This is a genomic window from Deltaproteobacteria bacterium, assembly GCA_035063765.1.
Lineage (GTDB): Bacteria > Myxococcota_A > UBA9160 > UBA9160 > PR03 > CAADGG01.
The window spans coordinates 36791-61546 of the sequence record JAPSFT010000004.1; the positions used below are offsets into that span (position 1 = coordinate 36791).

Consider the following 24756-nt stretch of genomic DNA (forward strand, 5'->3'; position numbering starts at 1 on the left):
CATCCCCTCATTTCGCGATCGTCACGTCCCCGGCGACCACCCGCTCGCGCGAGCCGTCGGACTTCGCGACCCAGAGCGCCCCGTCGGCGTCGATGCCCTCGGCACGGCCCTCGAGGGCTGCGCCGCCGGGCGCGCCGACTGCGTCGAGCACGCGCACGCGCCGGCCGCGCATCCGGAACCGCGCCTCGAAGCGGGGACGCACCGCCTCGAAGCCACCCTCGGCGTGGAGGTCGAGCACGGCCTCGAGGGTATCGTAGAGGCGGGCCGCGAAGCCGATCCGGTCCACGGGCCGCCCGCGGTGGCTCGCGACGCTGGTGGCGAGCGCGCGGAACTCCTCCGGGAAGGCGTCGCGCGACACGTTCAGGTTGACGCCGATCCCGAGCACCAGGAAGCGCACGCGGGTGGCCTCGGCGCCCATCTCCATCAGGATCCCCGAGGTCTTGAGGCCGCCGAGCAGCACGTCGTTCGGCCACTTGATCTCGACCGCGTCGGGGTCGTCGAGCTCGGCGGCGACGGCGTCCGCCACCGCGACCGCCGCGGCCAGGATCGTGGTGGGCGCGCGGGCGGTGTCGAGCGCCGGGCGCAACACCGTCGAGCTGTAGAGGTTGAGGCCGGGCGGCGAGAAGAAGCGGCGCCCGAGGCGCCCGCGCCCCGCGCTCTGCCCTTCGGCGACGACGGTCGCGCCGTGCGGCGCACCCTCGCGCGCCCGCTCCATCGCGACGCGGTTGGTCGAATCGGTGCTCTCGAGCCACTCGTAGGAGCGCGCGAGCCAGCGCGTGTGCAGGCGCGCGGCGATCTCCTCGGGATAGAGCCGGTCGGGGGTGGCGACGAGGCGGTAGCCGCCCCCCGGCTCGCCCTCGATCCCGTAGCCGAGCCCGCGCAGGGCCTCGACGTGCTTCCAGATCTGCGCGCGCGAGACGCCGAGCGCCGCCGAGAGATCCTCGCCCGACGCCGTCCCGCAGCCGGCGCGGCGCAGCGCCGCGAGCACGCGCGCCGCCCCCTCCTTCATGCACCGCCCCGCTGGATCTCGAGGGCCAGGTCGGCGGCGGGCGCCGAGTGGGTGAGGGCGCCGGCCGAGACGAAGTGGACGCCCGTCTCGGCGAAGCTCCGCACGTTCGCGAGCGTGATGCCGCCCGAGGCCTCGAGCACGGCGCGCGCGCGGAAGCGGGCGGCGAGCGCGCGCAGCTCCGCCGGCGAGCGGTTGTCGAGGAGCAGCCACTCGGCGCCGGCGGCGAGCGCCTCCTCGGCCTGCTCGGCCGTCTCCACCTCGACCTGGAGCCGCAGCCCCGGCGGCGCCGCTGCACGCGCGGCGCGCACGGCCGCGCCGACCCCGCCGGCGGCCGCGACGTGGTTGTCCTTGATCAGGAGGGCGTCGTAGAGGCCCATGCGATGGTTCGCGGCACCCCCCACGGCCGCCGCGTACTTGTCGAGCACGCGCCAGCCCGGGAGCGTCTTGCGCGTGTCGAGGACACGGCAGCCGGTGCCCTCGACCGCGTGGACGAAGCGCCGGGTCCAGGTGGCGACGCCGCACATGCGCTGGAGGAAGTTCAGCGCCGTCCGCTCGGCCGCGAGGATCGAGCGCAGCGAGCCGCGCACGCGCAGGAGCGGCAGGTCGCGCTCGCGCGCCTCGCCCTCCTGCCACTCGCGCTTGGTCTCGAGGGCGGGATCGACGGCGGCGAAGACCGCCTCCGCCACCGGCAGGCCGCAGGCCACCAGCGGCTCGCGCGCCTCGACGACCGCCTCGCCGAGCGCCGTCGCGGGAAGCACGGCCGTCGAGGTCGCGTCGCCCGGCCCGAGGTCCTCGGCGAGCGCGCGCTCGAGGAGCGCCTGCCAGCTCGCGCGCGGCGGCAGGGCGGGGAGCCTCATCCGCCGGCTCCGGCCGCGCGCCGCAGCCGCGCGAGCCGTGCGCCGAGCTCCTCGCGCTCGCGCGCGAGACGCGCGTGCTTCTCGCGCTCTGCGGCCACCACCTCGGGCTTCGCCTTCTCGGCGAAGCGCGGGTTGTCGAGCCGGCCGGCGACGAAGGCCAGGTCCTTGTCGAGCTTCGCGAGGGTCTTCTCGAGCCGGCGCAGCTCGTCGCGCAGGAGCTCCGGGTCGTCGAGCTCGACGCCGAGCTGCCAGTCGCCGGCCCAGACCAGCGAGGCCGACGGGGAGGGCGGCGCGTCGGAGAAGGCCGGCTCGGCGCAGCGGGTGAGGGCGCGCAGCGCGGCCTCGTGCGCGCGCACGAGCGGCTCGGCGGCGGTCGGGAACACCACCCGCACGACGCTGGCGGGCGGCAGGTCGAGCTCGCCGCGCACCTGCCGGATCGTCCCGATCAGGAGCGTCAGGCGCTCCATCTCCCGGGCCTCGCTCGCGGTGAGCGGGGGCGCGGGCTCCGGATAGCGCCCCTCCATCAGGAAGCGGCCGTCGGCGTCCGGGAGCGACGCGGCGATCTCCTCGGTGACGAAGGGCATGAAGGGGTGCAGGGCCGTGAGGGCCCCGCGCAGCACCTCGACGAGCGTCGCCTGGGCGGCGCGCCGCCGCTCCGGGTCGCCGCCGGCGAGGGCCAGCTTCGCGAGCTCGATGTACCAGTCGCAGAGCTCGCCCCAGACGAAGCGGTAGAGCGCCTGGGCGGCGTCGTTGAAGCGGAACCCGTCGAGGTCCGCGTGCGCCTCGGCGAGCGCCGCGCCCATGCGCGCGCGGATCCAGCGGTCGTAGAGGCCGGGCGCCCCGGTGCCGGCGCCGGCGCTCCAGTCCGCGAGGTTCAGGAGCGCGAAGCGCGCCGCGTTCCACAGCTTGGTGACGAAGGCACGCCCGCCCTCCACGGCCTGGACGCCGAAGCGGATGTCGCGCCCCTGGGCGGCCAGCGAGGTCAGGGTCCAGCGCACGGCGTCGGTGCCGTAGACCTCCATCAGGTCGAGCGGGTCGATGCCGATCCCCTTCGACTTCGAGAACTTCTGGCCCTCCTCGTTGCGCACGAGCGGGTGGATGTAGACGTCGCGGAAGGGCACGTCGCCCCGGAAGTGCAGCCCCATCACGACCATGCGCGCGACCCAGAAGAAGATGATGTCGAAGCCGGTCGAGAGCACCGAGGTCGGGTAGTAGCGCCGCAGGTCGTCGGTCTCGTCGGGCCAGCCGAGCGTCGAGAAGGGCCAGAGCGCGCTCGAGAACCAAGTGTCGAGGACGTCCTCCTCCTGGCGGAGCTCCCCGCTCCCGCAGTGGGCGCAGCGGGTCGGGTCCTCGGCCACGACCGTCCACTCGCCGCAGGCGCTGCACCTCCAGGCCGGGATCCGGTGGCCCCACCAGAGCTGCCGGGAGATCGCCCAGTCGCGGATGTTCTCCATCCAGTGGAAGTAGGTGTTCTCCCAGCTCTTCGGGTGGAAGCGCACGCGGCCCGAGCGCACCGCCTCGATCGCGGGCTGCGCGAGGGGCTCCATGCGCAGGAACCACTGCTCGGAGAGGAGTGGCTGCACGAGCGTGTCGCAGCGGTCGCAGTGGGGGACCTCGTGCGGGTGCTCGCGTACGCCCGCGAGCAGGCCCTCGCGCTCGAGGTCCGCGACCACGCGGCGGCGCGCCTCGGCGACGTCGAGCCCCGCGTAGGGCCCGGCGTTCTCGTTCAGCCGCCCGTCCGGGTGGAGGATGTCGATCGAGGGCAGGCCGAGCCGGCGGCCGGCCTCGAAGTCGCTCGGGTCGTGGGCGGGGGTGATCTTCACGGCTCCGGTGCCGAAGGCGCGGTCCACGAAGCCGTCGGCCACGACCGGGATCTCGCGCCCGAGCAGGGGCAGCCGCACCGTGCGGCCCACGAAGCCGCGCCAGCGCTCGTCCTCGGGGTGCACCGCGACGGCGGTGTCGCCGAGCAGGGTCTCGGGCCGCGTGGTCTCGACCTCGATCGCTCCGCCACCGCCGACGAGCGGATAGACGATCCGGTAGAGCTTGCCCGCCACGGGCTTGTAGGGGCTCTCGAGGTCCGAGAGCACCGTGGTGCAGCGCGGGCACCAGTTCACGAGGTACTCGGCGCGGTAGACGAGCCCCTCGTGGTAGAGGCGCACGAAGACCTCGCGCACCGCGCGCGAGAGCCCCGGGTCCATCGTGAAGCGCTCGCGCGACCAGTCGCACGAGCAGCCGAGGGCCTGGAGCTGCTCGACGATGCGCGCGCCGTACTTGGCCTTCCATTCCCAGACCTGGTCGACGAAGGCCTCGCGGCCGAGCTCGTGGCGCGTGCGGCCCTGGCGGGCGAGCTCGCGCTCCACCACCACCTGGGTCGCGATCCCGGCGTGGTCGGTGCCGGGCAGCCAGAGCACGTCGTGGCCCTGGATCCGCTTGTGGCGGGCCAGGAGGTCCTGGAGCGTGTTGTTGAGGGCGTGGCCGAGGTGGAGCGAGCCCGTCACGTTGGGCGGCGGGATCACCATCGAGAACGGGGGCTTCGCCCCGTCGGCCGCCGCCCGGAACAGCCCGCGCGCCAGCCACGCCTGGTAGAGACGCGACTCGACGGGCTGGGGATCGAAGCGCTTCGGCAGCTCGGCTCGCACGAGCCGGCGAGTCTAGCCCTACGCCTCTTCGCCGTCCTTGAGCTGGCGGATCTCCTCGCGGATCAGCGTCTCCGCCATCTGCGGGATCACCTCCCAGGCCACCGCTTCGACGCGCTCGAGCACGTCGCGCACGATGCGCTCGGTGAGGTCGCCGAAGGCCTCCCAGACGATCTTCTCGAGCGTCTCCTGGAGCTGCTTCTGGATCGGCTCGGAGAGGGCGGTCGGGCCGGACACCCGCACCGCGAGGGGCCCGCTCTCGGAGCCCGGGATCGCGACCGGCGGCGGCGCCGGCGTGGGAACCGGCGGGGGCGCCAGGGTGGTGGGTGCGGGCGGCGGCGGGGGGAACGAGGCGGGCGGGAGCGGCGGCGGCGCGTCCACCGGCTCGGAGATCGCCTCGACCGGCTCGTCGAGGTCGTCCTCCTCGAACAGGCGGGTCGCGGCGACCGGGACGGGCGGCGCGGTCGGCATCGGTGCGGGCGGTGCGGCCGGGATGGCCACGGTCGCCGTGCGGGTGCCGCCGTCCTCGAAGCCGAAGTCGAAGCTCTCCTCGTACCCGGCCGGCGCATCGGCCTCCGGAAGGGCCGGCAGCGACGGCGCCGGAACGGCCGGCGTCGCGAGCGACTCGGCCTCGAAGCCGTCACCGAGGAAGGGCGGCGGCGCCGGAGAGCGCCGCGTCCGGGCCGGCGGCGGCTCGTCGAAGAGCACGGTCGCCTGCGTGTCGCCGGCCCCGGAGCGGCCGAAGGAGCCCTCGTCGCCGGAGAACCCTCCGGTGGAGGCGCTCGGCGCGGGCCTCACGGGCTCGTCGTCCTCGACCGCCGCCTCGAGCTCGAGCGGTGCGAGCTCTTCGCTGGCCCCGTCGAGCAGGCCGGGCGTGGGGGCGCCGAGCGGGGAGGGCGCGGTCTGGGCCATCTCCTCGTCGAAGAAGTCGAAGGCCTCGGCCGGCGAGCCGGTGCCTGCCGAGCGGGTGACGTCGCCGGCCGCCGGCATCTCGGGGGGCGTCGCCTCGGCGCGGGCCAGCAGCGCGTTCACCTGGTCGACCAGGGCCTGCGCCTCGAAGGGCTTCGTGATGTGCCCGTCGGCACCTGCCCGCCGGGCGCGCTCCTCGTCGAAGGGCTCGAAGGTGCCCGAGAGCAGCAACACCGGGACGTGGCGAAGCTCGGGATCCCCCTTCAGGATCTCGCAGACCTCGTAGCCGTCCTTGCCCGGCATCATCACGTCGGCGAGGACCAGGTCCGGGGAGGCTTCACGGGCGCGCGCGACCGCGTCGTCGCCGTTGTCCACCGTGAGCAGGACCACGTCCTCGTTCGCGAAGCTGATCCCGACCACCTTCTGGATCGTGACGCTGTCGTCGGCGAGCAGGAGCGTCTTCGGCATGGTTCCCCTCGTGGCCTCCGCGCGCGGCCGTGGAGCCGCACGTCCGGGGACCATTATCGTCGGTGCGGCGCCCGCGATTGAACGCTTTTCGCGGCCCGGCCTCCGGCTCCCGAGCGGGATCCGGCGCGGGCCGCCCCGGAATCCCGCCCCGGACCGCGACGCGAGACTACCGGGTCGGGGCCGGCCGGCCGATAGGGGCCGGGGGGCGCGGCGTCCGTGCCGGGCCCGGAAGAGGGGAGCGTCCATGATCCTGCGCGCGGCGGTGGGCTCCGACGTCGGGCGGCGGCGGGCCGCCAACGAGGACCACTTCGCCCTGGCCCCGGAGATCGGCCTCTACCTGGTCGCCGACGGGCTCGGCGGGCACGTTGCGGGCCAGATCGCGAGCGAGATCGCGGCCGAGGCCGCGCTGCGCGCGCTGCAGACCCTGCAGGGCACCGGCATGACGCTCGCCGAGAAGCTCCGCTACGCCGTGATCAGCGCCAACCGCGAGGTGCACGACACGGCGCGCCGGCGCCGCGAGCTGGCCGGGATGGGCACGACCCTGGTGGCGCTGCTCGCCCAGGAGGGCCGCGCCGCGCTCGCCCACGTGGGCGACAGCCGGGCCTACCTGGTCCGCGGCGGCCGGATCCGCCAGCTCACCGACGACCACTCGCTCGTGGGCGAGCTGGTGCGCCGGCAGGAGATCAGCGCCGCCGACGCGCGCGAGCATCCCCAGCGCCACGTCCTCACCCGCGCCGTCGGCGTGCGCCCCAACGTCGAGCCGGATCTGGCCGAGCTCACCCCCGAGGCGGGCGACGTCTTCGTGCTCTGCTCGGACGGCCTCACCGGACACGTCCAGGACGACGAGATCGCCGGCGCTGCCGGCCGCCTCGAAGACCCCCAGGAGGCCGTCGACTCGCTGATCCGCCTCGCCAACGAGCGCGGCGGCGAGGACAACATCACCGTCACCGTGGTGCGCTGCGAGAAGAGCGGGCACTCCACCCCTTAGGGCGGCCGCCTCAGCGCTCCATCAGGCTCTTGAGCTTCGAGCGCAGGCGCCCCACGGCCTTGGTGTGGATCTGGCAGACGCGGCTCTCGGTGATGCCGAGGATCGCGCCGATCTCCTTCATGTTCAGGTCCTCGTAGTAGTAGAGCGAGAGGACCAGGCGCTCCTTCTCGGGCAGGCTCGAGATCGTCTCGGCGATCACGCGCCGGGTCTCCTGCTGCTTGAGCGCCGAGAAGGGGTTCTCGGAGTGGACGTCCTCGACGACGTCGGCGTAGGAGCCGGTGCGCTCGCCGTCGGCACCGGTGCCGCGCAGCTCCTCCAGGTTCACGAGCGAGACGCCGCGGACCTGGTTGAGGAGCTCGTGGAACTTGTCGATCTGGAGGCCGAGCGAGTCGGCCACCTCCTCCTCGCTGGCGGAGCGGCCGAGGCGCTGCTCGACCTCGCCGTAGGCCCGCTCCAGGCGGCGGCCCTTCTGGCGCACGCTGCGGGGGACCCAGTCGAGCGAGCGAAGCTGGTCGAGGATGGCGCCCTTGATCCGGAACTCGGCGTAGGTCTTGAACTTGCAGTTCTTCTCGGGGTCGTACTTCTCGATCGCGTCCATGAGGCCGATGACGCCGGTGTTGTGCAGGTCGTCGAGGTCGATGTGGGAGGGCAGGCGGACGGCGATCCGGTTGACGATGTAACGGATCAGGGGCGCGTGCTCGAGCACGATCTGCTCCTTGATCGACGCCGACACCTCGCTGTTCCGCTCCTTCGCTTCCCGCAGCACGGTCTCCATGGCGCTCTCTCCCCGCTCCAAGTGTTCGCTCTCGCCCCCGCGCCGGACGCTGGTTGCCGCCCGGCTGCCCCTGGGCTGCGGGGGAGAGCACGAGCCGTGCCAAGCGGGGGAGCAGGCCGCCTGCGCGCGCTCCGCACGCGCACGACCGGTCGCCGCGCACGCGCGGCCGGTCGAGAAGCCCGCGACCGGGAAGCCGTTTTCGGGCCCGGGGCGCGGGCCGCTGCGGGCCGCGAAGCGTCGCCTCGGGATGCCACCCGCGATGGCGGCACCTGCGAGCGCTGCGCAGAAGCGTCAGAGAATCGACGGAACCCGGCACCGGCAGTTACGAAACCGGCAGGGAGGCGCCGCGCGCGGAGCGCATCGGGAGGCGCCGGAGGCGGCGGGCGCCGCGCTACTCGGAGAAGGCGTCCGGCGGCTCGAGCTTCTTCTTCTTGATCTTCTCGATCAGCGTGGTGCGGTTCAGGCCGAGGAGCTGGGCGGCGCGGTTCTTGTTCCAGCCGGTCCGCTCGAGGGCCTGCACGATCAGGTGCGTCTCGAGCCGGTCCACCACCTCGTTGAAGGGGATCCCGCCGGGTCCGAGACCTGGGAACTCGAGCGGCGGCGCCGCCGGGCGCGGGCGCAGCGAGCCCGGCAGGTCCTCGACGTCGATCGTCCCGCGCCCGCGCAGGACCACGAGGCGCTCGATCAGGTTCTCGAGCTCGCGGACGTTGCCGGGCCAGTCGTGCTCGAGCAGCCGCTCGATCGCGGCCGGCGAGATCCCTTCGATCGCGCGGGCCTTCTCCTGGTTGAGGCGCTCGAGGAAGTGCTCGGCGAGCAGCGGCACGTCCTCCTTGCGCGCGCGCAGCGGGGGGACCTCGATCGGGATCACGTTGAGCCGGTAGTAGAGATCCTCGCGGAACGTCCCGCGGCGGATCGCCTCCTCGAGGTCGCGATGGGTGGCCGCGATCACCCGCACGTCGGCGCGCACGGTCTTGGACGAGCCCACCGGTTCGAAGGTGCGGTCCTGGAGCACGCGCAGGAGCTTCACCTGCAGGTTCGGGCTCATGTCCCCGATCTCGTCCAGGAAGATCGTGCCGCCGTCGGCGGCCGCGAAGCGCCCCTCACGGTGCTGCACGGCGTTGGTGAAAGCGCCCTTCACGTGCCCGAAGAGCTCGGATTCGAGCAGCTCCTCGGGGATCGCTCCGCAGTTGACGGTCACCATGACCCGCTCGGCGCGCTTGCTGTTGTAGTGGATCGCGCGGGCGATCAGCTCCTTGCCGGTACCGCTCTCGCCGGTGATCAGCACCGTGCTGTCGGAGTCCGCGACCCGGTCCACCAGGTCGAGGACGTCGCGCAACGCCTGGCTCTGGCCCACCACGTTGTCGAAGCGATAGCGGGAGCGGAGCTGGCTCTGGAGCAGGCGGTTCTCGGTGCGCAGCCGCCGGTGCTCGATGGCCTGGTCGACGAGCCGCCGCACGACGTCGAGCGAGCGCTGCTCGAAGGGCTTCTCCAGGTACCAGAAGGCCCCGGCGTGGAGCGCCTCGACCGACTGCTCGGCGCTGCCGTAGCCGGTGACGACGATGCAGGGCAGGTCCGGGTCGACCTCGTGGATCTGCCGCACCAGCTCGAGGCCGCTGATGCCGGGCATCCGGATGTCGCACAGGACCAGGTCGAGCGGCTCCGAGGAGACGCGCGCCATCGCCTCGCCGGCGTCGCGCGCGCTCACGACCGCGTGACCCGAGCGCGCGAGGATGCGCTCGAGCGCGCGCCGGTAGAGCTCCTCGTCGTCGACGATCAGGATCTGGGCGCGGCGCAGGGGTCGTCCTCCGCTCGGGGGGCGGAGGGGGGCGGATGCATTGTACGTGTCACGCGGATGCAAGCAAGGAGGGCGGCCGGCTCAAGCGTCCCGGAAGCGGGACCGATAGGGTCCGCATGAGCTCCTCTCCCGGCCGGCCGGTCCTCCCGCCCAGCGCCGGCCCCGAAGTCCCGCCGGGCTTCGTCCTGGTGGTGGACGACGAGCCGCTGCTGCTACGCGCGCTGGCCCGGATCCTGGGCCCGGACGGACACCGGATCGTGCTCGCCGAGACCCCTGGCGAGGCGCAGGAGGCGCTCGGGGATCCGGCCCTCGACGTGGTGCTGCTCGACCTGCGCCTGCGCGGCGCCGACGGCCTCGACCTGCTCGACCGGCTGAAGCGCGAGCGCCCGGAGCTGGAGGTCGTCGTGATGACCGGCCACGCGACGATCGAGAGCGCGGTCGGCTGCATGCGCCAGGGGGCCTTCGACTACCTCGCGAAGCCCTTCGACGACGTGCACCGGGTGCGCACCACCGTGCACCAGGCGATCGAGCGGCGCCGGCTGCTCGCCCGCAACCGGGAGCTCGAGGCCCGGCTCGAGGGAAGGCGCGAGGGCCCCGAGCTGATCGGCCACGCCCCGGCGATGCGCCGGCTCGCGCGCACGATCGAGAGCCTGCGCCACAACGAGAGCCACGTGCTGATCCAGGGCGAGAGCGGCACCGGCAAGGAGCTGGTGGCCCGGGCCCTGCACGGAGCCAGCCGCCGGCGCGCCGGGCCCTTCGTGCCGGTGGACTGCGGCGCGCTGCCCGAGTCGGTGATCGAGAGCGAGCTCTTCGGGCACGAGCGCGGCGCCTTCACGGGCGCGGTCGGGGCGCCCGGCCTGTTTCGCATGGCCGGGGGCGGGACGCTCTTCCTCGACGAGGTCGGTGAGATCCCGATCGCCATGCAGGCGAAGCTCCTGCGCGCGCTCCAGTACAAGGAGGTTCGCGCGGTCGGCGCCGCCGCGCCGGTGACGGTCGACATCCGGGTCGTCGCGGCGACCCACCGCGACCTGCTCGCGATGGTCGAGACCGGCCGCTTCCGGATGGACCTCTACTACCGCCTCCACGTGGTGCGCCTCGAGATCCCACCGCTGCGCGAGCGGATCGAGGACGTCCCGCTGCTCGTCCAGCACTTCCTCGACAAGCACGCGCGCCGCGGCGAGCCGATGGCAATCGAGCAGCCGGCGCTCGAGCGGCTGATGAGCCACGACTGGCCCGGCAACGTGCGCGAGCTCGAGAACGTGATCGAGTCGGCGCTGGCGCTGGCGCGGGGGCCGCGGCTGCGCGCGAGCGACCTCCCGATCGGCCGCTCGCGCGGCACGGCCGCCGCGGCCGCCGTCGCGCCGGCTCCGACCGGGCTTCCGCTCTCGCTCGACGCCTACGAGCGCAGCGCGCTCGAGCGTGCCCTGCGCGAAGCCGGCGGCAACGCGACCGACGCGGCGCGCCGGCTCGGGATCGGCCGCAGCACCTTCTACCGCAAGCTCGGCAAGCACGGCGTGCCGCTCCAGGACGAGGGGGGGGCAGGCTTGGTCGGGCCCGGCGGGATCCGGTAGAGTCCGCGCGCCCCCCCGGACGCCCCGTCGTTCGCGAGCGGCCCGCGCCCGGCGCCCACGACGCCGGGCGGGTGGTCCGGCCGGAGGGAATGCGCTCGATGTCCGCAGGCGGTGACGCCCGCGAAGCCGAATCGGTCTGCATCGTCGTCGCCGAGCCGGCGCCCGCAGCGGGACGATCCGGGGCGTCGGGGACGGTGGCGGCGCTGGGGCGGCTCGGCGCTGGCGTCCGCATCGAGCTCACGCACGACGCCGCTACCTGTCTCGCTCGCGCGCGCGAGGCGCGCGCGGACCTCGTGGTGGTGGACCACGCGCTCGGCGACGAGGGCGCGCGCATCCTGGCCGGCCTCCGCGAGCACGGCCCCCCCGCCCTGGTGGTGACCCCCGAGGCCACGGCCGACGCGGCGCTCGCGACCTTCCGCGCCGGCGCCGCCGACTGCGTGACCGCCGGCCCCGACTTCGCCGAGGTGCTCCCCGCCGTCGCCTTCGAGCAGATCCGCGCCTGGCGCTCGACCCGCGAGCACGACCGGCTGCGGCGCGACGCGCGTGCGCTGCGCGTGACGCTCGAGAACCTGGTCGAGGCGATGGAGAGTGGCCTGCTCGTGCTCGACGGCGAGGGCCGCGTCACCCACGCCAATCCGGCGGCCGAACGCATCCTCGACGAGCCGGACGGCGCGCTGCGGGGCCGCTCGATCGTCGACTGGCTGCCGCCTGGCGCGCCGGGGCTGCCGCTGCTGGCCCACGCGCTGCTGGCGGGCGAGCGCGTACGCGGCGCCGAGGCCGTGGTGGTGCGCCGCGATGGCCGCTACGTGCCGGTCGGCCTCTCGCTGGCGCCGCTCGAGTCCCGCGGCCGGCGCTACGGCGCGGTGGCGATCTTCCAGGACCTCTCGGAGCTGAAGAAGCTCCAGCGCCAGGTGCTGCAGTCGGAGAAGATGGCCTCGATCGGGCAGCTCGCGGCCGGCGTCGCGCACGAGATCAACAACCCGATGGGCTTCGTACACGCGAACCTCTTCCAGATGCAGGAGTACCTGGCCGACGTGCGGCGGCTGATCGAGGGCGCCGCTGCGCTCGCCGAGCGGGCGGCGCAGGACGGCTCGCCGGCGCTCCAGGCGGCTGCCGCGGAGTGGGGCGGCCTCCACGCCAAGCTCGACGGCGAGCTGCTGCTCGAGGACTTCGCGAAGGCGGTCGGGGAGTCGATCGAGGGCTCCGAGCGCGTCCGCCACATCGTGCAGGACCTGCGCGCGTTCGCGCACCGCGACGACGGCGAGTGGGTGAGGGCGGATCTCAACCGCTGCCTCGACTCCACGGCTCACATCGTGTGGACGATGATGAAGCACTCGGTCGTGCTGCGGAAGGAGTACGCGGCGCTGCCGCCGGTGCGCTGCCTGCCGATGCAGCTCGAGCAGGTCTTCATGAACCTGCTGGTGAACGCCTACCAGGCGATCGAGCAGCGCGTGCGCGCGCGCGGCGGGGCGGGCGAGATCGTGCTGCGCACGGAGGTCCGCGCCGACAAGGTCCTGGTCTCGGTGAGCGACGACGGCGTCGGGATCCCGCCGGCCCATGCGGACCGCATCTTCGATCCCTTCTTCACGACCAAGGAGGTGGGTGCCGGCACCGGTCTCGGGCTCTCGACCTCCTTCGACATCGTCCGTCGTCACGGGGGCACGATCCGCTCCCTCGACCGCCCCGGCGGCGGCACCGTCTTCGAGGTCGAGCTGCCGCTCTCCGATCCGGCGGCCTCGTGAGCGTCGGGCCCGAGGCGCCGACCCTGCTCGTCGTCGACGACGAGGAGCGGATCCTGTCGGCCCTGCGCCGCGCGCTGCGCCGGGAAGGCTGGCGCATCCTCGCGACCAGCGACCCGCTCGAGGCCGTGCGCTGGCTCGAGAACGAGCCGGTCGGCGCGGTGCTCTCCGACCACAAGATGCGCGGGATGAGCGGGCTCGAGCTGCTCGAGGCCGCCGCCCGGCTGCGGCCCGCGGCCGCCCGCTTCCTGATCACGGGCTGGCCGGACGCGATCCCGGGCGAGCGTCTCGCCGCCCTCGGCCTGCGCGCGCTGATCCCGAAGCCCTGGGAGGACGCCACCCTGAAGGGTCTGCTCCGCGAGGCCCTCGAGCGCTGAGCCGCCCGCGCTCGCACGCCCCGCGGACGCCCGCGGCGCTGCGTTCTGCGCGCGGGCTCCGGCCGCCCGGAGGCCCCTGGACGCGCGCGAGCGGAGGGCCCGCCGTCACTCCCGGGGCAGGCGGCTCAGGTACTCGAGGTCGGTCTTCTGGCTGTTCTTGGCGCCTACGGCGAGGATCCGGAAGCGGCGCTGTCGCCCGAGCGTGTAGTAGATGCGGCCCTTGCCGGCGAAGCCCAGCTCGAAGATCGTCAGGTGGGCGGGCAGTCCGCCCACCTTGCGGCGCACGGCCGCGGTCTCGACGTCGGTGTCGAGGCGCTTGATCGACTCCTCGGCGCGCAGGCGCATCGCCTCGTCGCCGAGCGCGACCACGTTGCGCAGCGCGTGGTCGTCGAACTCGAGGTTGCGATAGAGGGTGCGCAGCCGGCTGGCGAGCTGGTCGAGGTCGCGGGCGCGCGGGGCGGCGACGTCGCCCTTGGCCTGCGAGGCGCGCTGCAGCCGGTCCGAGAGCCCGCGCAGCTCCTCGTCCTTGCGCGCGAGGTCGGCGAGCGCGTCGTCGAGCAGTTCCTCCAGGCTCTGGCGCTCGCTCTGCAGGGTCTCCTGGAGCTGGCCCGCCTGCGCCCGCAGCTCGTCCTCGCGGCGGGCGAGCGCCGCGAGCTGCTCCTGGAGCCGCCCGCGTTCGTTGCGCAGCGCTTCGATCTCCTCGGCCACCTCGGCCTCGACACGGTCCTCGAGCTCACGGCCCAGCGTGGCGAGCTCGGTCTCGATGCGGGCGGCGCGCGCGGCCGACTCGTCGCGCGCTGCGCTCGCGGCCTCGAGGCGCAGGCCCTCGACGCGGCTGCGGCGGCGCTCGTAGAGGAACAAGGTCTGGATCAGCAGTGCGGCGTAGAGGACGAGCACCGCGTTGGCGGCCAGCGAGTTGTGCGGCACCGTGACGGTCACGTCCGCCGATGCGGGGAGCAGCCGCTCCGCCGCGGCGATCGGGTCGCTGGCGACGGGCGGCGGGATCCCGCGGCCCCCCAGGTAGAGCGGGGTGGAGCCGTCGGCGCCCATCACGATCGGGCTCACCTTCACGCCCCCGAAGCGGGTCCAGGCCGAGCTGCGGACGACCGCGTCGACGCGCTCCTGGATCTGCTCGACCACGTCGCCGGCACCCGGGTCGACCCGGATCGCGGCTTCGACGCGAGCCTCGAAGACCGACCCGAGCCACCGCTCGAGCCCCTTCACGCTGAACACGTACAGGAGGACGAAGCAGAGGATGGCGACGTAGGTGAGCCGGAACGAGGCGATCCGGTCGAGGGTCGCTCCGGGCGTGTCGGCCTGCGGCGGAAGTGCGCTTCCCTCGAGCGGAAGAGATTTCCCCATCGCCGTGACATCATAGTGGGCGGCTGCGGCTTCCCCATCCCCGCAAGCCCGCTGCGCGACACCCGCTGTGGCCGTTCCCCCAGGGCTGTGGGGCGAGCTCCCGCCCGCACGCTTCTTGCATCGATCGACGCCGGTCCGTGTGTGGGACGGCGCGCCGGGCCGGCCGGCCGGGTGCGCGGAGGCTGGCGGGAGAGGGCTCTCGTGGTCGGAGCGGGAAGGGTGGAGCAGGAGCGGCGGCCGCGGGCCCCGTTCGCAGGCTGGGTCGAGCTGACCTCCGAGGGCCACCGCCGTCTCGGATCCGGTCACGACCTGTCGCCGGGTGGGATCGGCCTCGAGCTGCGCGGCGAGCTGCCGGCGGTCGGTGGGGCCGTCACCAGCGAGTTCACCCTGCCCGGGATCACGATCCCGCTCGCGCTCGAGGGGCGTGTCGCGTGGTCGGACCGGGGCCGCAAGCGGGTCGGGATCCGCTTCGAGCGGGTCGATCCCGGCCTCGCCGAGCTGCTCGAGAACTTCGTCGGCGGGAGGCTGTAGGGCCGCGCGTCTCCTATGGTCCGCCGCCATGCGGGTGGTGGATCTCGACCGCGACATGAGCGACGTCATCCCGACGGGTACGACGCGCGACAGCCAGCACCTCTTCGACCGGATGACGGCGGAGACCCTGGCGCTGGCCGGCGGCGGACCCGGGCGCCGGGTGCTCGACGTCGCAGCCGGCTTCGGCCAGGACGCCGTCGCGCTGGCCGGGACCGGTGCGGCGGTGGTGGCGTGCGAGCCCTCTGCGCGCATGACCGGCTGGGCGAAGCTCGTCGCGGCAGAGCGTGCGGGCGCGCCGCTCCCGCACTGGGTACGCGGCTGGTCGGACGCGCTGCCCTTCGCCGCGGACAGCTTCGACGCCGCGTTCTGCAAGGGCGCGATCGATCACTTCGACCGTCCGGAGCGCGCGATCGCGGAGCTGGCCCGCGTGACGCGCCGGGACGGCCGCGTGGTCCTTGCCATCGCCAACTTCGAGTCGCTCGCCTGCCGGCTCGCGCGAGCGCAGGACGCGCTGCGCGAGGGCCTGCTCGGCACGCCGCCGCGCCGTGGCCGCCGACACTACGACGTGCCGGCCGACCACTTCACCCGCTACGACCTCGGGCTGATGCGCGAGCAGGCGGCGCGCTACGTGGATCTCGAGGTGGTGCGCGGCGTCTCGGTCGGCTGGGGCTTTCCGGCCTGGTCGCGCGGGGTCGGCAAGCTGCCCGAGGCGCTCGCGCGCGGCGCGCTGCAGGCGCTCGACGGGCTCGCGCGGCGCGTGCCCGAGTGGGCCGACGTGATCGTGCTCGCGGGCCGCCCGCGGCGGGTCTCGAGGAGCTCGCGGTAGACCTCGGCGGTGCGCGCGGCGATGCGCGGCCACGAGTAGGCGTCGACCACCCGCGCCCGGGCCTCGTCGCCGAGCCGGCGGCGCGTCTCGGGCTCGGCGAGCAGGGCGGCGATCGTGCGGGCCAGCGCGTCGGGGTCGCCCTTGGCGACGAGCGGCCCGCCGCCCCCCGTGCGCAGCACCTCGGGCAGCGCGCCGGCGGCCGCCGCCACCACCGGTGTTCCGCACGCCATGGCCTCCGCCGCCGGCAGCCCGAAGCCCTCGTAGAGCGAGGGCACGACGACCAGCGTCGCGCTCCGGTACAGGCGGACCAGCTCGGCGGCCGGCACGCGGCCCACGATCTCGAGCCGGTCGCCGACCCCGAGCCGCGCGGCGAGCCGGCGCCCCTCGTGGAGCGGATGATCCTCGTCGACCAGCACCAGGCGCACCGGCGGCGGCAGCTTGGCGAGCGCCTCGATCAGCACCGCGATCCCCTTGTTCGGATCCGAGGCGCGGCCGATGCAGAGAAGCGTCGCCGGCGCACGCGGCACCGCCGGGTCGGGAGAGAAGAGCTCGGTGTCGAGGCCGTTGCCCAGGATGCGCAGGCGTTCGCGCGGCACGCCGAAGTCGCGCCCGATCAGGTACGCACCCGCCTCGCTCGAGGTCACGATGCAGTCGAGGTGGCGGGCCACGAAGGCCTGCATGCCGACGGGATGGAACTCGGCCGTGCCGAGCGCCTCCTGGAGGGTGCGGTCGCGACGGAACGAGGCGCGCCGGTCGACGGTGAGTGGATGGTGGACGGTGGCGACCACCGGCAGGCCGAGCGCGCGGATCCCGAGCAGGCCCCAGCCCAGGCACTGCACGTCGTGCACGAGGTCGAAGCGCGTGCCGGCCCGCAGGCGGCGCGCCGTCTCGCGGAAGGCGCGGGCGCTGAACGCGAAGGGCTCCGGGAAGAAGCCGAGCCGGCTGGCCGCGAGCTCCCAGAAGCGCAGCGGCGCGAGCACGCCGAGCGGGTTCTCGGCGGGCAGGAACGAGGCCCAGTCGCGTACGAACCACTTGCCCCAGAAGCGGTCGTCGGGGATCTCGGCGACCCCGCGCGCGAAGGGCATCGGGTCGGGCAGCGGCGGGCCGACCAGGACCGTGACCTCGTGGCCGAGGCGCGCCAGCTCGCGCGCCAGGAACCAGAGATAGACACCCTGGCCGCCGCAGTTCATGTTGCCGCGATAGGCGGTGAAGAGGAGCCGCAGGCGGCTCGACGATCCCGAGCCGTACGGCATCGCGCTCACGCGGCCCGGGCGGCGGGCGCCGCCGTGCGCCGGGTGTAGAGCACGAGGCTCTTCGGGCAGATCCGGTCGAGGACGCGCTTCTCGAAGCGGTCGAGCAGGCGCGAGGTCGTGGCCTCGATCAGGAACAGCCGGTAGGCCTGGACCAGCGGATTCGCGTCCGAGCTGGGCAGGCGCACGATCGAGCGCAGCGCCCAGTAGGGGGTGTGGAAGCCGTGCGCGAAGCCGATCCCGCTCGGCGCCAGCCCGGCGCCGCGCAGGGCCTCGGCCAGGTCGCGCGGCCGGAAGATCCGGATGTGGCCCCCGGGCGACTCGAAGTAGTCGTCGCCGAGCCGGAGGTAGAGCGCCTCGCTGGTGGCGGTCGGCACGGTCACCGCCACCGAGCCGCCCGGGCGCACGACGCGCGCCAGCTCGCGCGCGGCGCCCGGGAAGTCGTGGACGTGCTCCATCACCTCCGAGCAGATCGCGCGATCGAAGGTCGCGTCGCGGAAGGGCAGGCGGAAGGCGTCGCCGCGCAGCATCGCGCCGACCCCGCCGCGCTCGCGGGCGCGCGCGCGCAGCGGCCCGTGACCCTTGCGCAGCGCGTCGCGATCGAGGTCGAGGCCGAAGACCTGCGCCCCGCGCTCGAGCGCGCCGAAGCAGTGCCGCCCCTCCCCGCAGCCGACGTCGAGCAGGCGGTCCCCGGGCCGGACGCGCAGCCTATCGAGGTCGACGGTGAGCAGCACGGCGCACGTCCTCGAAGACCTCGACGAGCCCGGCCGCCGCATCGCGCCAGCGGAACGCGTGCTCGACGCGCGCCCGCGCGTGGCGGCCCATCCCGGCGAGGCGCGCGGGATCCGCGAGCAGCGCGGCGATCGCGTCGGCCATCGCCTGCGGGTCGCGCGGTGCGACCAGGCGGCCGGCGTGGCCGTCGGGGCCGACCACCTCGGGCAGCGCGCCCGCGGCGCTCGCCACGACCGGCAGGCCACAGGCCATCGCCTCGCTGGCCGGGAAGCCGAAGCCCTCGAAGAAGGAGGGCACGACGGCGAGACGCGCGGTCGAGTACTCACCGATCAGGTCCTCGAGCTCGAGCCAGCGCTGCTGGAGGACGACGCGGCGCTCGAGCCCGTAGCGGCGGATCAGGGTCGGCACGAGCCCGTGCGGCGGGATGCGGCCGTCCACGATCTTGAGCGTCACGTGCTCGGACAGCCGCGCGAGCGCCTGGAGGAGCGTCCCGATGCCCTTCTTGCGGTCCTCGGTCCGGCCCACGAAGAGCAGGTCCGTCTCGATGCGCTTGCCCGGGATCGGCCGGAACAGCTCCGTGTCGGTTCCGTTGTAGACCACCCGCACCTGCTTCTCGGGGATCCCGAAGCAGCGCTCGATCTCGCTCCGCGAGGCCTCGCTCACGGTCACGATCCCGGCCAGGCGCGGCGCCACCACCTGCTGCATCCACAGCGGGAAGTAGAGCGTCCGCTTGACCCGCTTCTTCAGGCTCGGGTCGATTGCGAAGTCGGCCTCGCGGTCGAGATGGAGCGGATGGTGGATCACCGACACCACCGGCACGCCGGTCGCCTGGATCCCGAGCAGGCCCCAGGACAGGCACTGGTTGTCGAAGACCACGTCGAAGCGGTGGCGGCGCTGGAGCTCGCGCCAGCGCAGGAGGAGGCGCAGCCCGAAGGTCTGCATCTCGGGGAACACCCCGAAGCGCGAGACCCCCGTCTCCCAGAGCGTGAGCGGCTCGAAGAGCCGCATCCGCTCGGGCCGCCGGGCCAGGTCCGCGAGCGGCACGCCGAAGACGTTCTGGTTCGGGATCACGTGGAGCGGGATCCCCGGGTCGAGGCGCGGCAGCGGCGGGCCCGCGAACACGTGCACGTCGTGGCCGGCGCGCTGCCACTCGCGGGCCAGGTAGGCGGCGTAGATGCCCTGCCCGCCGCAGTACATGTTGCCGCGATAGGTGAGCAGGGCGATCCGCATCGACGGGCCCGCTAGCGCGAGGCGCTCGGCGTGGAGGGCGGGCTCGGCGGAACGGTGGGCGCCGCCGGCGGCTCGTCGCGCTCCGGCTCGATCCGCACCGTGTAGATCGTCCAGCCCACCCAGAACACCAGCCCGAGCGCGAACAGGGTCAGGATCGCGACGGGGATCGCGAGCGCCAGGTAGCTGCCGCCGAGGACGCCCAGCACGAAGAGCAGGGCGGCCGCGGCGGCGCCGATGCAGATCAGGGCGCCCTGTTGGCGCGAGGTGTCGGTCATCGGGGGGCTCCGGCCCGGAGGACGCATCCCGGGGGTGGGCGTGGCGTGGATCGGGAGCCGCATGATGGAACCCGCCGACTGGCGTGTCAATCGAGGCGCCCCGGTATGATCCCGCCCCATGCGCGTGATCGGCCTCATGTCAGGCACCTCCGCCGACGCCATCGACGCGGCGCTGGTCGAGTGGCCCGACGGGCCCGCGGTGCGCCCGTTCCGGCTGCTCGCGGCCTGCGAGGAGCCGCTCGAGCGGGCGCTCCAGGACCGCATCCACGCCCTGGCCGCGGGCCGGCTGCCCGGTCCCGAGGTGCTGCGCGCGCTGGCTGCGCTCGACGTCGAGCTCGCCGACCGCTTCGCCGCCGCCGCCGCCGCCGCCGCGCGCGCGGCGGGCGTCCCGCTCGCCACGGTCGACGTGATCGCGAGCCACGGGCAGACCGTGGCGCACCACCCCGAGCTCGGGGCCTCGCTCCAGATCGGCGACCCCTCGCGCATCGCCGAGCGCACCGGCGTGCTCACGATCGCCGACTTCCGCGCCCGCGACCTGGCCGCCGGCGGCGAGGGCGCGCCGCTCGCGCCCTTCTTCCACCACGCGGTGTTCGCGAGCCCCGACGAGGGCCGCCTCGCGCTCAACCTGGGCGGGATCGCCAACGTCACCTGGCTGCCGCCCGGCGGCGATCCCGAGCAGGTCGTCGCCTTCGACGTCGGCCCGGCCAACGCGCTGCTCGACGGTGTCGTGCGCCGGCTCACCGGCGAGCGCTGCGACCGCGACGGGGCCGGCGCCCGGCGCGGCCGGGTAGACGCCGCTCTGCTGGCGGAGCTCCTCGACGACGACTACCTGCGCCGCCCGCCGCCGAAGTCGACCGGCCGCGAGCGCTACGGGCTGGCGGAGGCGGAGGAGCTGGCCGATCGCTGGGCGGGCGCGGGCCGCTCCGGCGACGACCTGCTCGCGACCCTGGTGGCCTTCACCGCGACCAGCGTGGCGCACGCGCTGCGCGACTTCTGCGGCGGCACGGAGGCCGTCGCGCGCGTGCTCGTCGGCGGCGGCGGCGCGCGCAACCCGGCCGTGATGGACGCGCTGCGCGAAGCGCTCCCGCGCGCCGCGGTCGAGCCCTTCGACGCGGCCGGCGTCCCGGCCGACGCCGCCGAGGCGATGGCCTTCGCGCTGCTCGGCCGCAACGCGTGCCTCGGCCTCCCGAACCACCTCCCCCGCTGCACGGGCGCGCGGCGGGCCGCCGTGCTCGGCGAGCTCGCTCCGGCACCCGTCCGGCGAACGGCGCTCACACGCGCAGGGTGAGGCCGTCGTCGGCGGTCTCGAGGGCGAGCTGGCCGCGACGCTCGGCCATGGCGGGGCCGAGATGGGTGAGCACGAGCCGGCCGCACCCGAAGCCGGGTGCGTGCTCGGCGAGCGTCGGGTAGTCGAGGTGGTAGGGAAAGACCGGCCGCAGGAAGGTGCACTCGCAGATCGCGAGATCGGCGCCGCGCAGGCGCGCCGGGAGCGCCTCGAACCAGCCCGTGTCGCCGCTGTAGGCGATCGTGCGGCCGGCGGCCTCGAGGCGCAGCCCGTGCGGGCAGACCTCGGCCTGGTGGTGCACCGGGAAGCTCGCGAGCCGTACCGGACCGACGTCGACGAGCGCGTCCGCGGGGAGCTCGACGAAGCGCAGGGGGAAGGGCAGCTCGCGGCCGCGGAGCCCGTAGCCGATCGCGTCGGCGGCCGCGTGCACGCGCGCCTCCACCCCGGGCGGTCCGGCGACGAGCAACGGCCGGCGCCGCCGGTCCTCGTACGCCGAGGCCAGCACGAGCTGGGGCACGCCGGCGAAGTGGTCGGCGTGGAAGTGCGAGAGCGCGATCACGTCGACCGCGAGGCGCTCGATGCCGAGCGCCGCGAGCCCGCTGCCGGTGGTCGGCGCGCAATCGAGGAGCACGCCGCCGCTCGAGCTCTCGACGAAGATCGCCGCCTGGCGCCGTCCGCCGGCGCCGAACGCGTCGCTCGTGCCGACGAAGACGACCCTCACCCGTCAGGTGCCTCCGGCGCGTCGGGCTTGCACGGGTGGAAGCGGCCACCCGCAAACACGCCGTGCTCCCCGGCGAAGCCACCCGGCACGGACTCCCCTCCCCACACGACGGCGCGTCGCAGCCGCACGCCCGGACCGAGCCGTGCATCCGCGCCGATCACGACGTCGGGCTCGAGGCGGACGCCGAGCGCGAGGGCGCGCGCGACCGCGTCGAAGTAGGAGACCACGGGCCGCCGCAGGTTCACCGCCAGGTACTCGGCGGGGGTGCCGACCGGCTCCCAGAGCAGTGCCTCGCCCGGCACGAGCTCGCCGCGCAGGTCGCCGGCTCCCGCTGCCAGCTCGGGGGCGAGCCACTCGTCGAGGTGGTTGAAGACCTCGCGCCCGGGCAACGAGTCGAAGGCACGCGCCGCGAACAGGTAGACGCTCACGTTGACTCCCGCCGCCCGCTCCCCACCGAGGTCGAAGCGGCGCGCGATGCGCCGCACGCGGCCGGACGCGTCGACCCCGATCGTACCGAAGCGCTCGGCTCGCGGGTCGCTGCGCAGGGCGATCGTCGCGCGGTCGCCGTGAGCGCGGTGGCGCGCGACGAGCGCGCCGAGGTCGAGGTCGCAGATCATGTCGCCGGAGACGACGATGCAGGGGTCGCTCTCGCGGAGGAAGGAGGCGGCGCGCCGGATCCCTCCCCCGGTCCCGAGCAGGGCCGGCTCCTCCGAGAAGCGGAGCGCGAGCCCGGGCGGCGCCCACGCCTCGGCGGCGGCCCGCAGGGCGTCCGAGCGGTGGTGCAGGTTCAGCACGACCTCGGTGACACCGTGGCGTGCCAGCCACGCGAGCGGCCAGGCGACCAGCGGGAGGCCGAGCACGGGCAGGACGGGCTTCGGGAGCAGCTCCGAGAAGGGCCGCATGCGGGTGCCGAGGCCGGCGGCCAGGATCATCGCGCGCACGCGCCGCCTCCCCCGTCCAGGAGCGCGGCGAAGCGGGCGAGCCGCGGATCGCGTGGCGTCAGCCGCGCCGCGGCCGCGCGCAGGTAGCCGAGCGTCGCGGGCGCGAAGCGCAGCCAGCTCGGGTCGCCGCGCGCGGCGACCTCGTGGAACAGGGCGTGGTCCTTGCTCTTGCGCGCGATCGTGAGCAGGTCGAAGCGCAGCGCGAAGGCCTCGGCGGGCGGCGGCCCCGGGAGCGCGGGGCGCACCTGCTCGGCGAGCCGCTGCACCTCGGGGTCGGGCAGCACCAGGTAGGAGTCGCGCAGCAGGCACACGAGGTCGTACTCGGGCGGCGCCAGGAAGGCGCCCTGCAGGTCGATCATGACGAGCCGGGCGCCGGGCGGGCGGGCCTCGTCGACGAGCAGGTTGGCTGCCTGGAAGTCGCGGTGGGCGAAGCGCAGCGGGGCATCCGCCACCGCCGCGCGCACCACCTCGAAGGCGTCGGCGACGACCGTCTGCTCGGCCGGGGTGGGCGCGCGCCCGAGCAGCGCGGGCAGGCTCGCGGCGCAGAAGCGGCGCGCCTTCAGGGCGAGGAGCTCGCCGTCGAGCCGCCGGCCGAAGGCCGGCACGCGCCCCGCCGGGTCACGCAGGCGCTGCAGGCGCGGGAGGAGCGCGCAGGCCTCCTCGTAGAGCGCACGCCGCGTGACAACCGGCGCGTCCGCGAAAGCGGCGAGCGGGTGCGAGCCCACGTCCTCGAGGAGGTCGATGCCGGAGGCATCGCCCCCGAGCCGCTTCGGCACCGGCAGGCCCTGGGCCTCGAGGAAGGCGCGGGTCGGCTCGAGCGGCGGCTCGGGCAGGACGCCGGGCGCCGGCCGGCCGCGGTCCACCCGGGCCACGCACGAGCCCGGTGGGCCCGCCAGGCGCAGCCGGTAGAAGCGGCGGTGGCCGAGCCCGCCCGCGAGCCGCTCGAGGCCGAGCGCCTCGACCCCGAGCGCACGCCGGGCGAGCGCTCGCAGCTCGGCTTCGAGCGCGGGCTCCTCGGGGCCCGTCACGCGAGCTCCGGGAACAGCCAGCGACACGCAGCGGTGGCGACAGCGAAGCCGGCCACGTCACCGGTCAGACAGGCGATCAGGATGTAGCGCGCGTCGCGCACGCGCGCGGCGCCGAGATACAGGGTGAGGACGTAGAAGGTGGTCTCGGTCGAGCCGTTGAGGGCACCTGCGAGCAGGCCCACGAAGGAATCGGGCCCGTGCGTCTTCATCAGCTCCACCATCACCCCGTAGGCACCGGAGCCGGAGAGCGGCCGCAGGAGCGTCATCGGCAGCGCCTCGGCCGGGAAGCCGAGCGGCCCGGTCAGGGGATCGATCGCGCGCACCAGCAGGTCGAGGGCGCCGGAGGCGCGCAGCATCGCGAGCGCGGCGAGGATCATCACCAGGAAGGGGACGATGCGCGCCGCCACCTCGAGTCCCTCCCGGCCGCCCTCGACGGCGCGCTCGTACACCGGGACGCGCCCGGCGAGCCCGATCAGGAGCAGCGCGGCGATGAAGATCGGCAGGAACCAGGCGCCGAGGAGGTCGAGCAGGGCCCCGCCCGTCCCGGTGCCGGGCGGCAGGGCGAGGAGGTGGCGCCCGAGTGCGATCGCGAGCAGCGCGGCGAAGCCGAGCACCACGGCGCGCGCCGCGCGCGCCGCCGGGCCGGGCCGCGGCGGCAGCGCGGGGATCTCGACCGCGGCGGGGCCGGGCGCCGGCTCGGGTAGCGCCTCCGCCGGGTCGAGGGCGCGCGGCGCGAAGACGGGCAGCCGGCGCAGCGCGAAGCAGAGCAGCACCGCCGTGAGCGTCGAGGCGGTCGTCGCGAGCAGGGTCGGTCCCCAGACCGCGTCGGGCAGGGTCGAGCCCATGCCGGCGCGGATCGCGATCACCCCGGTCGGGAAGAGCGACACGCTCGTGGCGTTGATCGCGAGGAACAGCGCCATCGAGTCGCTGGCGGCACCGGGCGTGCGGTTGAGCTTGCCGAGCTCGACCATCGCCTTGAGCCCGAAGGGCGTGGCGGCGTTGCCGAGCCCGAGCACGTTCGAGGCGAGGTTCATGATCATCGCGCCCATCGCGGGGTGCTCGGGCGGGACGTCGGGGAAGAGCCGGCGCAGGAGCGGCGCGAGCCCGCGCGCGACCGCGCGCAGCAGGCCGCCGTCCTGGGCCACCCGCATCAGCCCGAGGAACAGCACCATCGCCCCGAGCAGGTCGAGGACGATCGTGAGTCCGCTCCTGGCGCCTTCCAAGGCGGCGAGCTTGGTCGCCTCCATGCGGCCCGTGAAGGCGGCGCACACGACCGACGCCAGGATCAGGCCGAGCCAGATCGCGTTGAGCAACGAACCCCCGACGGACCACGGCGCGCGAGGCGCGCGAGCGACGGGCGCGCCGGGGGCTCGGAGGCGAGCGCGCGCCACGATTGCCGCGGGCGAGGCTCGGGGATGCGGCGGCGCGCGTCAAGGCCGGTCCGCGGCTGG

Annotated in this window: 21 protein-coding genes and 3 pseudogenes; 7 read left to right on the top strand and 17 right to left on the bottom strand. The window is 74.7% G+C overall.

Annotation, left to right across the window (positions count from 1 at the left end):
• Positions 1-7: 7 nt before the first annotated feature.
• From OZ948_02705 to OZ948_02720, 4 genes are read right to left on the bottom strand one after another with little or no spacing between them, the layout of a single operon-like run.
• A complete protein-coding gene (locus OZ948_02705) occupies positions 8-1009 on the bottom strand; it encodes a biotin--[acetyl-CoA-carboxylase] ligase (protein MEB2343632.1) in 1002 nt (333 codons plus the stop codon).
• Positions 1006-1866 (bottom strand): carboxylating nicotinate-nucleotide diphosphorylase, encoded by an 861-nt coding sequence (gene nadC / locus OZ948_02710; GenBank protein ID MEB2343633.1) that lies wholly within the window; start codon positions 1864-1866, stop codon positions 1006-1008. Before nadC ends, OZ948_02705 begins: the two co-directional genes overlap by 4 nt.
• A complete protein-coding gene (locus OZ948_02715; GenBank protein MEB2343634.1) occupies positions 1863-4505 on the bottom strand; it encodes a valine--tRNA ligase in 2643 nt (880 codons plus the stop codon). The genes nadC and OZ948_02715 overlap by 4 nt, the downstream gene beginning before the upstream one ends.
• An 18-nt stretch (positions 4506-4523) precedes the next feature.
• A complete protein-coding gene (locus tag OZ948_02720) occupies positions 4524-5879 on the bottom strand; it encodes a response regulator (protein MEB2343635.1) in 1356 nt (451 codons plus the stop codon).
• A gap of 244 nt (positions 5880-6123) precedes the next feature.
• Here OZ948_02720 and OZ948_02725 point away from each other — a divergent pair, with 244 nt between their 5' ends.
• The gene (locus tag OZ948_02725) at positions 6124-6867 is read left to right on the top strand and encodes a Stp1/IreP family PP2C-type Ser/Thr phosphatase (GenBank protein MEB2343636.1); all 744 of its coding nucleotides are present in this window, start codon (positions 6124-6126) and stop codon (positions 6865-6867) included.
• 10 nt (positions 6868-6877) lie between these two features.
• On the opposite strand, the gene OZ948_02730 is transcribed toward OZ948_02725, so the two are convergent.
• The 4 genes and pseudogenes from OZ948_02730 to OZ948_02745 all read right to left on the bottom strand — a co-directional run bounded on the left by OZ948_02730 (position 6878) and on the right by OZ948_02745 (position 9500).
• On the bottom strand, positions 6878-7642 hold the full coding sequence (locus OZ948_02730) for a FliA/WhiG family RNA polymerase sigma factor (GenBank protein MEB2343637.1): 765 nt from the start codon (positions 7640-7642) through the stop codon (positions 6878-6880).
• 391 nt (positions 7643-8033) lie between these two features.
• Positions 8034-8192 carry a helix-turn-helix domain-containing protein gene (locus OZ948_02735; protein MEB2343638.1) on the bottom strand — a complete coding sequence of 53 codons (159 nt, stop codon included), beginning with the start codon at positions 8190-8192 and terminating at the stop codon, positions 8034-8036.
• Between the two features lie 78 nt (positions 8193-8270).
• Positions 8271-9008: pseudogene (locus OZ948_02740) on the bottom strand (sigma 54-interacting transcriptional regulator).
• Positions 9009-9116: 108 nt separating this feature from the next.
• Positions 9117-9500: pseudogene (locus tag OZ948_02745) on the bottom strand (response regulator).
• Between the two features lie 53 nt (positions 9501-9553).
• Here OZ948_02745 and OZ948_02750 point away from each other — a divergent pair.
• The 3 genes from OZ948_02750 (at position 9554) to OZ948_02760 (ending at position 13124) form a co-directional block, all read left to right on the top strand.
• The gene (locus OZ948_02750; protein ID MEB2343639.1) at positions 9554-11008 is read left to right on the top strand and encodes a sigma-54 dependent transcriptional regulator; all 1455 of its coding nucleotides are present in this window, start codon (positions 9554-9556) and stop codon (positions 11006-11008) included.
• A 98-nt stretch (positions 11009-11106) separates the two neighbouring features.
• Positions 11107-12750 carry an ATP-binding protein gene (locus OZ948_02755; GenBank protein MEB2343640.1) on the top strand — a complete coding sequence of 548 codons (1644 nt, stop codon included), beginning with the start codon at positions 11107-11109 and terminating at the stop codon, positions 12748-12750.
• Positions 12747-13124 carry a response regulator gene (locus OZ948_02760; GenBank protein MEB2343641.1) on the top strand — a complete coding sequence of 126 codons (378 nt, stop codon included), beginning with the start codon at positions 12747-12749 and terminating at the stop codon, positions 13122-13124. Before OZ948_02755 ends, OZ948_02760 begins: the two co-directional genes overlap by 4 nt.
• Positions 13125-13229: 105 nt before the next feature.
• Here the strand turns inward: OZ948_02760 and OZ948_02765 are convergent, their stop codons facing one another.
• Positions 13230-14486 (bottom strand): hypothetical protein, encoded by a 1257-nt coding sequence (locus OZ948_02765; protein MEB2343642.1) that lies wholly within the window; start codon positions 14484-14486, stop codon positions 13230-13232.
• Between the two features lie 219 nt (positions 14487-14705).
• Here OZ948_02765 and OZ948_02770 point away from each other — a divergent pair, with 219 nt between their 5' ends.
• Positions 14706-15017: a PilZ domain-containing protein gene (locus tag OZ948_02770; GenBank protein ID MEB2343643.1), complete on the top strand. Its 312-nt coding sequence runs from the start codon at positions 14706-14708 to the stop codon at positions 15015-15017.
• 28 nt (positions 15018-15045) lie between these two features.
• Positions 15046-15843 carry a class I SAM-dependent methyltransferase gene (locus OZ948_02775; protein MEB2343644.1) on the top strand — a complete coding sequence of 266 codons (798 nt, stop codon included), beginning with the start codon at positions 15046-15048 and terminating at the stop codon, positions 15841-15843.
• Positions 15844-15866: 23 nt separating this feature from the next.
• Here the strand turns inward: OZ948_02775 and OZ948_02780 are convergent.
• The 4 genes and pseudogenes from OZ948_02780 to OZ948_02795 form a co-directional block, all read right to left on the bottom strand.
• Positions 15867-17033, bottom strand: a pseudogene (locus OZ948_02780) (glycosyltransferase family 4 protein).
• 68 nt (positions 17034-17101) lie between these two features.
• A complete protein-coding gene (locus tag OZ948_02785) occupies positions 17102-17827 on the bottom strand; it encodes a class I SAM-dependent methyltransferase (protein MEB2343645.1) in 726 nt (241 codons plus the stop codon).
• Positions 17802-19055: a glycosyltransferase family 4 protein gene (locus OZ948_02790; protein ID MEB2343646.1), complete on the bottom strand. Its 1254-nt coding sequence runs from the start codon at positions 19053-19055 to the stop codon at positions 17802-17804. The genes OZ948_02785 and OZ948_02790 overlap by 26 nt, the downstream gene beginning before the upstream one ends.
• Positions 19056-19066: 11 nt before the next feature.
• Positions 19067-19330, bottom strand: coding sequence for a hypothetical protein (locus tag OZ948_02795; GenBank protein MEB2343647.1), 264 nt, complete (start codon positions 19328-19330; stop codon positions 19067-19069).
• Between the two features lie 118 nt (positions 19331-19448).
• On the opposite strand from OZ948_02795, the gene OZ948_02800 reads away from it, so the two are divergent.
• Entirely contained in the window at positions 19449-20618 is a 1170-nt protein-coding gene (locus OZ948_02800) for an anhydro-N-acetylmuramic acid kinase (protein MEB2343648.1), read from the top strand.
• Here the strand turns inward: OZ948_02800 and OZ948_02805 are convergent.
• The 4 genes from OZ948_02805 to OZ948_02820 are packed head-to-tail and all read right to left on the bottom strand — an operon-like array spanning position 20602 to position 24618.
• Positions 20602-21336 carry an MBL fold metallo-hydrolase gene (locus tag OZ948_02805; protein ID MEB2343649.1) on the bottom strand — a complete coding sequence of 245 codons (735 nt, stop codon included), beginning with the start codon at positions 21334-21336 and terminating at the stop codon, positions 20602-20604. The two genes, OZ948_02800 and OZ948_02805, sit on opposite strands and share 17 nt — an antisense overlap.
• On the bottom strand, positions 21333-22268 hold the full coding sequence (locus OZ948_02810; GenBank protein MEB2343650.1) for an NDP-sugar synthase: 936 nt from the start codon (positions 22266-22268) through the stop codon (positions 21333-21335). The genes OZ948_02805 and OZ948_02810 overlap by 4 nt, the downstream gene beginning before the upstream one ends.
• Positions 22265-23305, bottom strand: a complete 1041-nt coding sequence (locus OZ948_02815) for a phosphotransferase (protein MEB2343651.1) — start codon at positions 23303-23305, stop codon at positions 22265-22267. The genes OZ948_02810 and OZ948_02815 overlap by 4 nt, the downstream gene beginning before the upstream one ends.
• Entirely contained in the window at positions 23302-24618 is a 1317-nt protein-coding gene (locus OZ948_02820; protein ID MEB2343652.1) for a spore maturation protein, read from the bottom strand. Before OZ948_02820 ends, OZ948_02815 begins: the two co-directional genes overlap by 4 nt.
• Between the last annotated feature and the right edge of the window lie 138 nt (positions 24619-24756).